The organism is Bradyrhizobium sp. in8p8 (assembly GCF_000426845.1).
Lineage (GTDB): Bacteria > Pseudomonadota > Alphaproteobacteria > Rhizobiales > Xanthobacteraceae > Bradyrhizobium > Bradyrhizobium japonicum_C.
This window is the reverse complement of record NZ_AUGD01000006.1, coordinates 244184-257180: the sequence shown is the minus strand read 5'-3', so window position 1 is coordinate 257180 and position 12997 is coordinate 244184. Positions and strand designations below refer to the sequence as shown.

11 protein-coding genes are annotated in these 12997 nt (G+C 65.8%); 3 read left to right on the top strand and 8 right to left on the bottom strand.

The window, feature by feature from the left end; translation table 11 throughout:
- The first annotated feature begins 6 nt into the window (after positions 1-6).
- Both K408_RS0117845 and K408_RS0117840 read left to right on the top strand, forming a co-directional pair.
- The gene (locus K408_RS0117845; RefSeq protein ID WP_024339777.1) at positions 7-1722 is read left to right on the top strand and encodes a S8 family serine peptidase; all 1716 of its coding nucleotides are present in this window, start codon (positions 7-9) and stop codon (positions 1720-1722) included.
- A 478-nt stretch (positions 1723-2200) separates the two neighbouring features.
- Complete coding sequence (locus K408_RS0117840; RefSeq protein ID WP_051160674.1) at positions 2201-2956, top strand: TIGR03809 family protein; 756 nt, start codon at positions 2201-2203, stop codon at positions 2954-2956.
- 109 nt (positions 2957-3065) lie between these two features.
- Here K408_RS0117840 and K408_RS0117835 read toward each other — a convergent pair whose 3' ends face one another.
- From K408_RS0117835 to K408_RS0117810, 6 genes are all read right to left on the bottom strand, one after another.
- Positions 3066-4436 (bottom strand): TIGR03808 family TAT-translocated repetitive protein, encoded by a 1371-nt coding sequence (locus K408_RS0117835; protein ID WP_024339779.1) that lies wholly within the window; start codon positions 4434-4436, stop codon positions 3066-3068.
- Positions 4437-4532: 96 nt separating this feature from the next.
- Entirely contained in the window at positions 4533-5183 is a 651-nt protein-coding gene (locus tag K408_RS0117830) for a pyroglutamyl-peptidase I (RefSeq protein ID WP_024339780.1), read from the bottom strand.
- Complete coding sequence (gene meaB, locus K408_RS0117825; protein WP_024339781.1) at positions 5180-6169, bottom strand: methylmalonyl Co-A mutase-associated GTPase MeaB; 990 nt, start codon at positions 6167-6169, stop codon at positions 5180-5182. Before meaB ends, K408_RS0117830 begins: the two co-directional genes overlap by 4 nt.
- A 51-nt stretch (positions 6170-6220) precedes the next feature.
- The gene (locus tag K408_RS0117820; protein WP_024339782.1) at positions 6221-7732 is read right to left on the bottom strand and encodes a tripartite tricarboxylate transporter permease; all 1512 of its coding nucleotides are present in this window, start codon (positions 7730-7732) and stop codon (positions 6221-6223) included.
- 3 nt (positions 7733-7735) lie between these two features.
- Positions 7736-8227 (bottom strand): tripartite tricarboxylate transporter TctB family protein, encoded by a 492-nt coding sequence (locus tag K408_RS0117815; RefSeq protein WP_024339783.1) that lies wholly within the window; start codon positions 8225-8227, stop codon positions 7736-7738.
- An 84-nt stretch (positions 8228-8311) separates the two neighbouring features.
- The gene (locus K408_RS0117810; RefSeq protein ID WP_024339784.1) at positions 8312-9304 is read right to left on the bottom strand and encodes a tripartite tricarboxylate transporter substrate binding protein; all 993 of its coding nucleotides are present in this window, start codon (positions 9302-9304) and stop codon (positions 8312-8314) included.
- A 216-nt stretch (positions 9305-9520) separates the two neighbouring features.
- Here K408_RS0117810 and K408_RS0117805 point away from each other — a divergent pair, with 216 nt between their 5' ends.
- On the top strand, positions 9521-10000 hold the full coding sequence (locus K408_RS0117805; protein ID WP_024339785.1) for an SRPBCC family protein: 480 nt from the start codon (positions 9521-9523) through the stop codon (positions 9998-10000).
- A gap of 7 nt (positions 10001-10007) precedes the next feature.
- Here K408_RS0117805 and K408_RS0117800 read toward each other — a convergent pair whose 3' ends face one another.
- The gene (locus K408_RS0117800) at positions 10008-10775 is read right to left on the bottom strand and encodes an RsiV family protein (protein ID WP_024339786.1); all 768 of its coding nucleotides are present in this window, start codon (positions 10773-10775) and stop codon (positions 10008-10010) included.
- A 59-nt stretch (positions 10776-10834) separates the two neighbouring features.
- Complete coding sequence (scpA, locus tag K408_RS0117795) at positions 10835-12991, bottom strand: methylmalonyl-CoA mutase (protein ID WP_024339787.1); 2157 nt, start codon at positions 12989-12991, stop codon at positions 10835-10837.
- Positions 12992-12997 lie beyond the last annotated feature (6 nt).

Below are 12997 nucleotides of genomic sequence, written 5' to 3'. Positions count from 1 at the left end.
AAGCCGATGACGGGCCAGTCCAAGACGAAGGTACGCGCCGTGGCCTACGGTTCGTCGGTCGGAGCCGCGCTTCTGGTCGCCGCCTGCCTCGGCTTCGACGTGGCGCAGGCGCAGGCGATCATGCGAACGCCAACGATCAGCGTTCCCTCGCGCACGCCGACCATTTCTCCGAGCATTGCCCCGCGGGTCAGCCCGAATGTGGCTGCGCGTGCCGTCAGCGTCGATCGCGGCCCGCGAACGATGGCGACCATTCCCAATGCCACGACGTCGCGCGTACGGCCGACGACGCCGGTGCTGCCCCATGCGCGCTACTCGCCGAACCTCTATCCGGCCTGTACCGCTCCCCATCGCGCGGCCGACGGCGAATGCTCTGGCCAGTCGAATGCAGGCGGCGAGGGCGCGGGCAAATCAGCCAAGAAGAGCGCCGGCAAGGGGCGTGGCAACAACACGCCGGCCGTGGTCACCTCTCGCAGCATTGCCGGCGAATTCGTCGCCGAGATCGACGGTGCGCTGTCGACGACCGAGGCCGACGAGCTGGCGCGTCGCCACGGCCTGACCCGCGTCGCTTCCGAAAATTTCCCGCTGATCGGGGCGACGTTCGGCCTGTTCCGTATCACTGACGGCCGGCCGTACGAGACGGTGCGGCGCGAATTCGCCGCGGACGCCAGCGTGCGCTCGCTCCAGCCGAACTTCCGATATGCGCTCCAGGACCAGAAATCGTCGCGGACGACCGAGGGAGATCCTGCGCAATATGCGCTGACAAAGCTTCGGCTGCCGCAGGCGCATACGCTGGCGCAAGGCGCCAATGTCACAATTGCCGTGATCGATTCCGGGATCGACACCAGGCATCCCGAACTCGCCAATTCCATCGCCGACAATTTCGACGCGCTCGGCAGTGCCGAGGGGCCGCACGTCCACGGCACCGGCATCGCCGGGGCGATCGCGGCGCACGCCCGTCTGATGGGCAGCGCGCCCGAGGCGCGCATCATCGCCATCCGGGCCTTCGGCGGCGCCAACGGCGGCACCGAGAGTTCGTCCTACATCATCCTGCGCTCGCTGAACTACGCCGCCGAGCACGGTGCGCAGATCGTCAATATGAGCTTCGCCGGTCCGAAGGACGCTGTGATCGAGCGCGCAATCGCCGCGACGGCCGCGCGAGGTCTCGTGCTGGTCGCGGCCGCCGGCAATGCCGGTGCGAAATCTCCGCCGCTGTATCCGGCCGCGAATCCCAATGTGATCGCGGTCAGCGCGACGGATCAGCAGGACAAGCTGTTCTCCGCCTCCAATCGCGGTAACTACATCGCGGTCGCAGCCCCTGGCGTCGACATCTTCCTGCCGGCACCGGACGGCAAATACCAGATGACGTCGGGGACCTCATTCTCAGCCGCCTATGTCTCCGGCGTCGCCGCGCTGCTGCTCGAGCGCAACCATGCCTTGAAGCCGGAAGCGCTGCGCATGACGCTGGCGAAGACCGCGCGTGACCGCGGCTCACCCGGGCGCGACGAGCTTTTCGGCGACGGTCAGACCGACGCATTTGCCGCGGTCATGGCCGTTCCCGCCAACAGCGCGACGCCGGTCGCGGCCGCGTCCGGTACAACAAAACGTGAAGACGCCGACAAGCGTCGCGATGCGCCCGGCAGCCGTGCGATCGAGCAGCCCTCGCTGTCGAGCTCGGACGATAAATCCGCGATTTCTCAGATGGATAGGCCGGCCACTCGATAGCGGCTGCGACAAAGATGCGCGCCCGGCCGAGCTCAAAAAAGCGAACCCTGCATTGAACGTTCAGCCAGCTGCCACGACCAAATTATGTGGGAGCGGTCATCCCTCCCCATCAGTCATATCAGGCGCGAGCGCCCATCCACCCCAAGCGCCCATATGGCTCGACCCGTCCGGTTGTCCCCCCGGACGGGTCTTTTCTTTTGGCATCCCATTTTGACAGGCCTCGCATTCGTTCTGTCGGCTGAGGAGCGGTAGGGCGTCGGTCGCTGAGGTTCGCCCGACGCGCCGCAACTCCGGTATGCTTGTGCGAAGCTTGACTCCGACACCCTAGGAAAAATCCGCACGACTACGGTGTTTGATGACGGAGCTCGTGTCGTTGCTGGACAAGTCAAAACTTTTCCACAAAATATTCATGTCGCGTCTAAATTGATTCGTGTGCGTTGCGTCCCCGCGTCCGTAATTTCTCACGACGGGCTGGTTCATGACACATCGCCAAGAGTTTATTCGCGACGCGGTCGCAGGCCGCGACATCGCGGCGCGCTGGTGCGCTCTTGCCGAGCAGCGCCTGCAACATCTCTCCGAGATGTTCGAGACCGGGCGCTGGCGCCGTTATCATTCTGAGATCGCGTTTCTCGAAAACATCCAGGAAGCCAAGCGTGCCGTCCAGACTTGGCGCGCGCTTGCGACTGGCGGGGATGTCGCCGAGGCGGCTGCGAGCGTAACGCCTGCATTCGGCTGGTCGCCCGCGACGATGCCGCGCGTGTTTCCTCGGGCGCAACAGGGGCAGATCATGCAGCCCAAGGCCGTCCACATTGCTCTCGAAACCGCCGTGCCGGTCAGGCTCGATCCGAAGCCGGACATTCTGGCCGAGATGGCCGAAGCTCCGATCGCGCCGCGTGTCGCATCTGCGCCTGCCGCAGCGGCCTCGTTCACCGCGCCCCCCGAGATGCCACCGCTCAAGGCTCCCGCTGCGAAGCCTGCGCTCACCGCACCTGCCATACGGTCGCCGCTCGCGCCTGCCGCCATGGCGCCGTTCACCGCGCCGGAAGTGAGGCCGCCGGCAGCAGCGCCCGCCGCGCAGCTGCCGAAGGCCGCCCCTGCGGCTATGGCAGCGCTGCTGCCGCAATTCGCCCCGCCGGCCGAGGAGATCGTCGCGGCCCCCGAGCGCGTGGTCGAATTCACCTTCAGCCTCGACGGCCTGGAAGCGAAGTACCCGCTGCTCAGGAACGCGTTCTAGGGCGGCGGGAGAGGGGCTCTCCCCTGTCATCACTGAGGCTCGAACTTCGCGGCTGCAGAGCACCGCGGAGTGAGCCTCGAAGGATGAACGGCCCGTCCGTCAGCCATGCCTACCTTCGCACCGCATTGCCGCCGAGCACCACCTGGGCGAATCGCTGTGCGCCGTCGGCCGACAGATCCGGTGTCACGGCACGCGCGTGATCGAGACCGACGACGGCGCCCCGCGGGGTCTCCGAGATCATGTTGTTGTTCACGAGCGCGGTGCCGGCGCCCGGCACGATGGAGACGCCGACACCCGCCAGCGCCTTGCGGATCACGTTGCCCGTGATCGCAACGTCGCGCAGATACTTTCCCCAGCCGGCGACGATGCCGTAGGACGGCGCATTCTCGATCACATTGCCGGTCACAGATGAATCCGCTTCGATGTAGATGCCGACACCGGCGTCGTCGTCCGGCGCAGTGCCGATCGGCCGCTTCGGGATCAGGTTGCGGATGATGTTGCCCTGGACCACCGCGATGCGGCCGCCTTCGTTGAAATTGCAGACGGATACGCCGACGGCTGCGCCGTCTACAATGTTGTTGGCGATCACCGCGGCTTCGAACGCGAACTCGGAGTAGAGGGCCACCTCGCGCACGTCGCTGACACTGTTGCCTGTGATGTGAATGTTCGAGGCCGAATTGCCGCGCACAGCCGAGTAATCGCAGTTCCTGATGCGGTTGCCACGCACGATCACGTTGCCGGCGCGGAAGGCGTTGATGGCATTGCCGTACTGGCCGGAGCCGCCCGGACCGGCCTTGATGTTCTCGATGCGGTTATCGGCAACCAGCGTGCCGTCATCGCCGATCGCCGTGCGCAGGATCTCGATGCCGTTGTCGTTTGTGCCGAGAATAGTGTTGCGGGAAACGCTGAGGCCCCTGGCGTCGAATGAGACCACCGCCGTCACCGCGATACTGGTGAAGATGTTACCGGAGATGTCGCCCGCGACCTGCTCGAGCCAGATGCCGTTGCCGCCCGAACCGGTGATCTCGCAATCGGCGATGCGAACGTCGCGCCCGCCGAGTACATGGATCAACCCGCGCCGCGTCGCCAGCGGGATGTTGCCGCCGTCGAAGGTGATACCGGTGAGGCCGATCGCATCGGAGCCGTCGCTCTGGATCATCGAGGCCCCGCCGGTGAAGACCAGCCTGGTCGCGCCGCGCACGCCGATCAGTTGTGCGCCGTTCGGCAGGCGCAGAGATCCGCTGCGGTAGATGCCCGGAGGCAAGGCGAGCGGCATTTGCGTCCGCGCGGCCTCGTCAATGGCGCGCTGCAACGCGCGCGTCTGGTCCTCGTTGCTGCCGGGCCGCACGCCGTATTGCGTGGCGTCGCGGCCGAGCAGCGACGTCAGCGGCGCGGCGCGCGCAGCGTCGGCAGGCATGGTCAGAGCGCCGGCGACGCCGACAGTCGAGGCTCCGATGAGATGACGGCGATTGAGGTCCATGACGCGTCCTCCGGCGGACGCGGGAGGGTGTCCGCGCCGACTAGGTAGCGCAGGGCGGCGGGGATCGTGAGAATTGTTCGCGGTAGGGTTAAATGTTTACGCAAGCGGGCTGCGTGTCTTCCTTGCCAGCCGAACCGTCTCCATCAGCATGGCTTCCCCTGCGTCCACCAGTTCCTCCAGCGTGATGCGTGGCGCTCCTTTGCGCCGTACCGCGCCGCCGCGCGCAAGCAGGGGAATATGGATGAACGCCGCAAGCTGTGGCCCGCCAGCCCTGACGCGTTCGATTGCGCGCCAGCTCAGGTAATTGCAGAGATAGGCGCCGGCATCGCGCGAGGCGCGCGCGTCGATGCCGGTGAGGCACGCCGCGCGCAGCAGCCTCGCCGTATGCGGCCCGAACGTCATCGCGTCGGCGTGGCCGGCGATCCCGCGCTTGCTCGAGCGGGTGTTGGCGGCGTCGGGCCAGAGCATGGTAACGGCGTTGCGCGCACGAGTCTCGATGCGCAGGTAAGGCGTCCGTGCGGCGAGGCCGAACATCAGCAGCGCATCCGGCTTCACCTCCGCGAGCACCTCAGGCAATTGCCGGTCGACTGCGGCGTAAGTCACCGGGAAGATGTGGCTCGAGATCGCGACATCGTCGAGCGCCGGCCGGCGCAGCCGGGTCAGCCGCGCCACGAGCGGCTCGGTCGGATTATAGGGCGCGCCGGGGAAGGGGCCGAAGCCGGTGAGGAGAATGCGCAGGCCGGTCATTGCAGCAACTCCAGAATCCGCTCGGCTGCGAGGGCGGGGGTGAGGTGGCCGTCGGCAACCTCGGCTTCGATCTTCCGGACTTTCGTTCGCACCGATGCCTCGCTGCGCAGCCGCGCCAGCATGCGCTGCTCCAGCATTGACCACATCCACTTCACCTGCTGATCGCGCCGCCGCGCGGCGAAATCACCGGACGCGTTCATCGCTTTCCGGTGATCGAGGACCTTTTGCCATATCGTTGCGATGCCATCGCCGGTGAGTGCCGAATAGGTCTCGACCGGGGGATGCCAATGCTCGGACCTCGGGGCGAGAATATGCAGCGCGCTGCGATAGTCGGCCGCGGTGATCTTGGCGCGCTTGAGGTTGTCGCCGTCGGCCTTGTTGATCGCGATCATGTCGGCGAGTTCGACGAGGCCCTTCTTGATACCCTGAAGTTCGTCGCCGCCACCCGGCAGCATGAGTGCGAGGAAAAAGTCCGTCATGTCGCAGACCGCCGTCTCGGACTGGCCGATGCCGACGGTTTCGACCAGCACGACGTCAAAGCCGGCGGCCTCGCAGAGCAGCATGGCCTCGCGCGTCTTGGCGGCGACACCGCCGAGCGTGCCAGACGACGGCGAGGGGCGAATGAAGGCATCCGCGGACGCCGACAGCCGTGCCATCCGCGTTTTGTCGCCGAGGATCGAGCCGCCGCTGCGCGCCGAGGACGGATCGACCGCGAGCACCGCGACCTTGTGGCCCTGTGCGATCAGATACATCCCGAGTGCATCGATCGTGGTGGATTTGCCGACGCCGGGCGAGCCGGTGATACCGACGCGGAATGCCTTGCCGGTGTCGGGCAACAGCATCTGCACCAGCTCACGTGCGAGTGCCTGATGATCGCCGCGCCGGCTCTCAACAAGCGTGATGGCGCGGGCAAGGGCAGCACGGCTGCCGGCGCGCAAGTCGCGGGCAAGGGTCTTGATGTCCAGCGAAGCCTTCTTCTCGATCATGCCCTGCTTTACAACGCCCCGGCGGGGCAGGCGAGGGCTGCTGGCCTGGAATCACCGGGATGTTGCCGCCGCGGCCTGTGGCCGCTTCACCTTGCGCCATACCCACACCATCACCGGCCAGAGCAGCGCGCCGATCGCCATGGCGGCGAGGATCGCGGCGACCGGGCGCTCGAAGAACGGCAGGATGCTGCCATCGGACTTGATCAGCGAGGTCACGAAAGACTGCTCGACCATCGTTCCCATGACGATGCCGAGCACCATGGCCGCGACGGGATAGCCGTTCGTCTCCATGACGTAGCCGATCACGCCGAAGGCGGCGACGGTGACGACGCCGAACATGTTGTTGCCGATCGCGAACGAGCCGACCGCGCAGCACAGCATGATGACCGGCATGATGGCCGCGCGCGGCGCCAGCAGGATGTAGGCTGCGACGCGGATCATGGCGATGCCGAGCGGGATCATCATGATGTTGGCGATGATGAACATCAGATAGATCGCGTACATGCTCGACGCTTTCTCGGTGAACAGCGTCGGGCCCGGATTGAGACCCTTCATGTAGAGCACGCCGATCGCGATCGCCGCGATGGTGTCCCCGGGGATGCCGAACAGCAGCGAAGGCACCCAGCCCGAGGCGATGCTGGCGTTGTTGCTGGCGCCGGCCTCGACCAGGCCCTCGACATGGCCGGTGCCGAACTTCTCCGGCTCCTTTGAGAACCGCTTCGACATCGCGTAGGAGACCCAGGCGGCCATGTCGGCGCCGGCGCCCGGCAGCACGCCGATGATGATGCCGACGATGTTCCCGCGCGTCATCTGCCAGTGATACAGCTTCGTGAGCCTCCATTGGCCGGCCAGGATGCTTCCGAATTTTCGTCGCGGCAGCGGTGGCGGCTCGGGCGCCAGCATTGCGCGCATCACCTGCGCGACTGCAAACACCCCGACCAGCGCCGGGATCGGCTCGATGCCGCCGAACAGATCGGTCAGGCCGAAGGTGAAGCGCGGAATGCCGCCGGGATTCTCGATGCCGATGCAGGCCACGAGCAAGCCGATGAACATGCCGGCAATCGCCTTCACCGGCGAGGAGCGCGCCACCAGGGTGGCGCACATCAGGCCGAGCAGCGCCAGCCAGAAATATTCGAAGGTCGAGAACGACAGCGCGATCTCGGCGAGCGGCGGCGCCAGGATCATCAGCGACAGCACGCCGGCGATGCCGCCGACCGCGGAGAACCAGACACCGGCGCCTAGCGCGAGCTCGGCCTGGCCCTTGCGCGTCATGGCATAGGCCTCGTCTGCATAGGCGGCAGAAGCGGGCGTGCCGGGGATGCGGAGCAGCGCGCCGGGAATGTCGCCGGAGAAGATCGCCATCGACGAGGCTGCCACGATGGTTGCGATCGCCGCAATCGGGGACAGGTAGAAGGTGACGGGGACGAGCAGGGCGGTCGCCATCGTCGCCGACAGGCCCGGCAGCGAGCCGATCACCAGCCCGTACACCGAGGCCGCGAATATGGAGATGATGACCTCCCAGGTGGAGATCAGCGCGAACGCATCAATCAGGGTCTTCAACATCAATCACCAGGGCGTCGGCAGCAGGCCGGCCGGCAGCGGCACGCGCAGCAGCTTGCCGAAGATGAGGTGGATGGCGAAGGGCGAGAGCGCCGCGAGCGGCAGCGCCAGCTTCCATTTCGCCCCGAGCGCGGTCGACGTGATGTAGACAATGATTGCCGCGGTGATGATGAAACCGAGCCGGTCCGCGGCAAAGACGTAGAACAGCAGCAACGCTGGCGGCAACAACGCGCGCAGGCCGTAGAGCTTGCCTTGCGGCGGCGGTGCGGCCGCCTGGCCGTCCTCGAACGGGACCAACTCTTCCTCCTCTTCGAAGGAATGGCCAATGCCGAACGCGATCGCGAGCCCACACAGTGCAAGACCGCAGCCGATCACCAGTGGAAATACGTTCGGGCCGACCGGCTGGCCCGGCACCGGCGGCAAGATGTAGCCGCCATAGGCGGCGGCCACGCCGAGCACGACGAGAAACGATCCCGTGACGGAGTCGGGAAGACGCATGAGAAAAGTCCTGTCAGAATTCTGGCAAGCGCACTCGCTCTTCCCGCCGGCGGGGAGGGGCGATCAGAGCGTCGCGATGCCAGATCACGCCTTGCTCAGGCCCGCCGCCTTCATCGCCTCGCCCATCTGGGCATCGCCCTTGTCCATGAAGCCGGCGAAATGAGCGGCATCGCCCCATACGGTGCCAAAGCCGCGATTGCTCATGAAGTCTTTGTACTCGGCGGAATCGTAGACCTTCTTCAGCGCCGCTGTGAGCTTGGTTGCAATCTCCGGCGGCAGGTTCTTTGGCCCGGCAATGCCGCGCCAGGCGCCCGTCGCGTAGTCGATGCCCATCGCCTCCTTCAGTGTCGGCACGTCCTTGAAGATCGGGTTGCGGGCCGGTGCCATGATGGCGAGGCTCCTGGCTTTGCCGGCCTCGATGATGGCGCGCGCCTCGGGCACCGAACATGTGGTGAGGTCGAGGCCGCCGGCGGCGAGGTCCTGCATCGCGGGTGCCGCGCCGTTCGAGGGCACCCAAGCCACTTGATTGGCGGGCAGACCCATCGCCTGCATCCAGCCGACCAGGGCCAGATGCCAGATGCCGCCCTGGCCGGTGCCCGACGCCTTGAACTTGCCGGGAGGCGCCGCCTTGATGGCGTCGGCAAGTTCCTTGACCGTCTTGTACGGCGAGGAGGAGGAGACCTGGATGCCCGGCGGGTCCTCGTTCATGAGGGCCAGCGGGGTGTAGCTCTTGGGCGTCAAGTCCGTGAGGCCCTGCCAGTGCATCATCGAGATTTCGACGGTGAGCATGCCGATGGTGTAGCCGTCGGGCTGGGCGGTCGCGATCGCGCTATGGCCGACCACGCCGGAACCGCCGGTGCGGTTGACCACATTGAAGGGCTGACCGAGATCCTTTTCGAGCAGCGCTGCGACAATGCGCGCGGTGGCGTCGGTGCCTCCGCCGGCGCCCCAGGGCACGATCACCGTGACCGGCCGGGCCGGATAGGCCTGTGCGAGCGCAGGCTTGAAGCCGAAAGCGGCGGATGCCGCGACGGCGGCCGAGGAAGCCGCAAAGGTGCGGCGCGAAATCTTGGACATTTGAATGCCTCCCAGCGGCGCCCGTGATGCCGGGCGCTCTTGTCGATGGCGTCATTCTAGTCGGCTTTGCAGAGCCGCCGCAAGATAGCGCTACCAACGAGATCGCGTGCTGCATGTGAAAGTTGGGCATCCAACCCGGCCTTCGGAAACCGGGTGGGTTTTGCCCGCGCAAGAAACCAAACTCGGTGCGTAACCGAAACCAAAGGCAAGCCACCGATGACCCAAGCCTATTTCAGCGCCGTGCTGGACCACCCGCTGGACCAAGTCTGGTCGCTGATCCGCGACTTCAACAATTATCCCGCCTATATCGACGGCGTGAGCGAGAGCGTCATCGAGGACGACAAGCGCGGCGACGAAGTGGGTGCGATCAGGCGCTTCTGTTATCTCGGAAGCTGGATTCGCCAGCGCCTTGTCGATCACTCGGACCGGCAGCATAGCTTGACCTATGCCGGTCTCGAAGCGCTGCCATATCCGGAAAACGACGGCGGCCGGAGTCCGGCGCCGGTGCGTTACCAAGGCACCATGCGCCTGCGCCCGATCATTGCCGGCGATCGCACCTTGATCGAATGGTCGGTCGCCCTCGATACCGAACCCGCGGATGCCGATCGCTGGCAGGCGTTGTTTGCCTCCTGGATTCCCGATTGGACGGACTCGCTGGCGCGGAGACTGGCTCGGACGCGCCCGCGATCCAGCTAGCCATCGTTCATCGCCCGTCCGCGTCACCCTTCGGGCGCCTGCCGCCGAAGATGCGGGTGCCTTCCGCGGTGAGATAAGGCTTCAGCGTCTCCCACGGCACGAACGCGACATATTCGCCTTCGGCGTAGGATCCGACAGCATAGGGTGGGTAGTGGAAGGTCAGGCCGGAGCTTTTGCCAGCTTCGGTCGAAGGCGCCAGCGTCACCGCGCCGATCTTGAGCAGGCTCGGCGCGACCTCCTTGAACCACTCGTCAGTCGCGGTCTCGCTGGTGCCCCGCTTTTCCTTTTCGGCCTTGAGCGAGGCAATTACGGCCTTCACCATCGCCTTCATGGTGGCTCCGTTGTCCGCTGTCTCGGCAAAGAACGGGCGGATGGAGATGCGCTTGTTGTCGGCCTTGTCCCACAGAATGGTGTTCACGTCGGAATTGGGATGCGCGCCGCGCGTGTTCATGTAGTCGTTGCGGAGGACGCTGATGTAGCGGTCGGCAACGACGGAGCGGATTTCATATTTGCGCTCGAAGTCCCAGCCACCGTCCTTGAAGAACTGCGGATCCTCCTTGCGCGAGGCTGCTGCCTCGGCCGCACTCTTGTCGAGCCATTTCCTGCCTTCGGCGAGGCAATTCGCTGCGAGCGCCGCATCCGCCTTGATCCTGTCGTCGAGGAAAACCCGCGCCTCGATGCTCCTGGTCTTGACGACGTCGGCGGGTTTGGGATCGGCGGCGTGGGCGGAGCCGGAGAGCGCGCAGCAAACGGCGGCTGCAGCGACGGCGCGCATGAACGTTGGCGCGGGAAACATGACGCAAATCCTTCTTGCCGGACGCTCGAGGGCGACGGCTACTCCGCCGCCTCGCTATGGCCGAGCCGGGCATTCAGCTTGCGGATCAACTCCTCCGCCGCGTCAGCGATGACGGTCCCTGGTGGGAAGATGGCCTCGGCTCCTGCGGCATAAAGCGCGTCGTAATCCTGCGGCGGCACCACGCCGCCGACGATGATCATGATGTCGTCGCGGCCCTGCTTCTTCAGCGCGGCCTTCAATTCCGGCACGGCGGTGAGATGGGCGGCGGCGAGGGAGGAGACGCCGAGAATGTGGACATCGTTCTCGACCGCCTGCCGCGCGGCTTCATCGGCGGTGGCAAACAGCGGCCCGATGTCGACGTCGAAGCCGATATCGGCGAAAGCCGACGCAATCACCTTCTGTCCGCGGTCGTGGCCGTCCTGGCCGATCTTGGCGACCAGGATGCGCGGGCGACGACCCTCGGCCTCCTCGAAGGCATCGATCAGCGCCTGAACCTTCTCGACCTGGTTGCCCATGCTGGACGCCTCCCGCTTGTAGACGCCTGTGATGGATTTGATTTCGGCGCGGTGGCGGCCGAACACTTTCTCCAATGCGTCAGAGATTTCGCCGACGGTCGCCTTCGCGCGTGCTGCGTCGATCGCAAGCGCGAGCAGGTTGCCGTTGCCTTCGCCGGCCGAGCGCGTCAGCGCGGCGAGCGCGGCGTCGACGTCCTTCTGGTTGCGCTCGGACTTGAGCCGCTTGAGCTTGTCGATCTGAAGCCGGCGGACATTGGTGTTGTCGACCTTCAGGATCTCGATCGGGACCTCGTCGGTCGGCTTGTATTTGTTGACGCCGATCACCGCCTGCCTGCCGGCGTCGATGCGCGCCTGGGTCTTTGCCGAGGCCTCCTCGATGCGCAGCTTCGGCACGCCGGCCTCGATGGCCTTCGCCATGCCGCCGAGTTCCTCGACCTCCTGGATGTGGCCCCAGGCCTTGGCGGCGAGGTCGCGCGTCAGCCGCTCGACATAATAGGAGCCGCCCCAGGGATCGATGACGCGGGTGGTGCCGCTCTCCTGCTGCAGGAAGAGCTGGGTGTTGCGGGCGATGCGCGCGGAGAAGTCGGTCGGCAGCGCCAGTGCCTCGTCGAGTGCGTTGGTGTGCAGCGACTGGGTGTGGCCCTGCGTCGCCGCCATGGCCTCAACTGTCGTGCGCATGACGTTGTTGAAGACGTCCTGCGCGGTCAGCGACCAGCCCGAGGTCTGCGAATGCGTGCGCAGCGAGAGCGAGCGCGGGTCCTTCGGATTAAACGGCTTGAGCAGCTTCGCCCAGAGCAGGCGCGCGGCGCGCAGCTTGGCGACCTCCATGAAGAAGTTCATGCCGATCGCCCAGAAGAACGACAGCCGCGGCGCGAAGCGATCCACGTCCAAGCCGGCGGCAAGGCCGGCTCGCAAATATTCGACGCCGTCGGCGAGCGTGTAGGCAAGCTCCAGGTCCTGCGTCGCGCCGGCCTCCTGCATATGATAGCCGGAGATCGAGATCGAATTGTACTTCGGCATCTTCTGCGAGGTGTAGGCGAAGATGTCCGAGATGATCCGCATCGAGGGCGCAGGCGGATAGATGTAGGTGTTTCGCACCATGAACTCTTTCAGAATGTCGTTCTGAATGGTGCCTGAGAGCTTTTCCGGCGGCACGCCCTGTTCCTCGGCGGCGGCGACGTAGAGCGCGAGGATCGGCAGCACCGCGCCGTTCATGGTCATGGACACGCTCATCTGGTCGAGCGGGATCCCAGCGAACAGCGTGCGCATGTCGTAGATGGAATCGATGGCGACGCCGGCCATGCCGACGTCACCGCCGACACGCGGATGGTCGCTGTCATAGCCGCGATGGGTGGCGAGATCGAAGGCGACCGAAAGGCCTTTCTGGCCCGCCGCGAGATTGCGGCGGTAGAACGCGTTGGAATCCTCGGCCGTGGAGAAGCCGGCATATTGCCTGATCGTCCAGGGCTGGTTGACATACATGGTCGGGTAGGGGCCGCGCAGATAGGGCGCGATGCCGGGATACGTTTCGAGAAAATCGAGTCCGGCGAGATCGGCCTCGCCATAGGCAGGCTTCACCAGAATGCCCTCCGGCGTCAGCCAGGGCTCGGCGTTTCCGATGGGGACGGCCGTGGCAGCTCGCTCGAAAGCGACATCGGCGAAATTGGGAATGCGGCTCATGGCTTC

Bases quoted from the DNA above. Each gene is read 5' to 3' on its own strand.
- K408_RS0117845 (WP_024339777.1), top strand. From the start codon at position 7: ATGACGGGCCAGTCCAAGACGAAGGTACGCGCCGTGGCCTACGGTTCG.
- K408_RS0117840 (WP_051160674.1), top strand. From the start codon at position 2,201: ATGACACATCGCCAAGAGTTTATTCGCGACGCGGTCGCAGGCCGCGAC.
- K408_RS0117835 (WP_024339779.1), bottom strand. From the start codon at position 4,436: ATGGACCTCAATCGCCGTCATCTCATCGGAGCCTCGACTGTCGGCGTC.
- K408_RS0117830 (WP_024339780.1), bottom strand. From the start codon at position 5,183: ATGACCGGCCTGCGCATTCTCCTCACCGGCTTCGGCCCCTTCCCCGGC.
- meaB (WP_024339781.1), bottom strand. From the start codon at position 6,169: ATGATCGAGAAGAAGGCTTCGCTGGACATCAAGACCCTTGCCCGCGAC.
- K408_RS0117820 (WP_024339782.1), bottom strand. From the start codon at position 7,732: ATGTTGAAGACCCTGATTGATGCGTTCGCGCTGATCTCCACCTGGGAG.
- K408_RS0117815 (WP_024339783.1), bottom strand. From the start codon at position 8,227: ATGCGTCTTCCCGACTCCGTCACGGGATCGTTTCTCGTCGTGCTCGGC.
- K408_RS0117810 (WP_024339784.1), bottom strand. From the start codon at position 9,304: ATGTCCAAGATTTCGCGCCGCACCTTTGCGGCTTCCTCGGCCGCCGTC.
- K408_RS0117805 (WP_024339785.1), top strand. From the start codon at position 9,521: ATGACCCAAGCCTATTTCAGCGCCGTGCTGGACCACCCGCTGGACCAA.
- K408_RS0117800 (WP_024339786.1), bottom strand. From the start codon at position 10,775: ATGCGCGCCGTCGCTGCAGCCGCCGTTTGCTGCGCGCTCTCCGGCTCC.
- scpA (WP_024339787.1), bottom strand. From the start codon at position 12,991: ATGAGCCGCATTCCCAATTTCGCCGATGTCGCTTTCGAGCGAGCTGCC.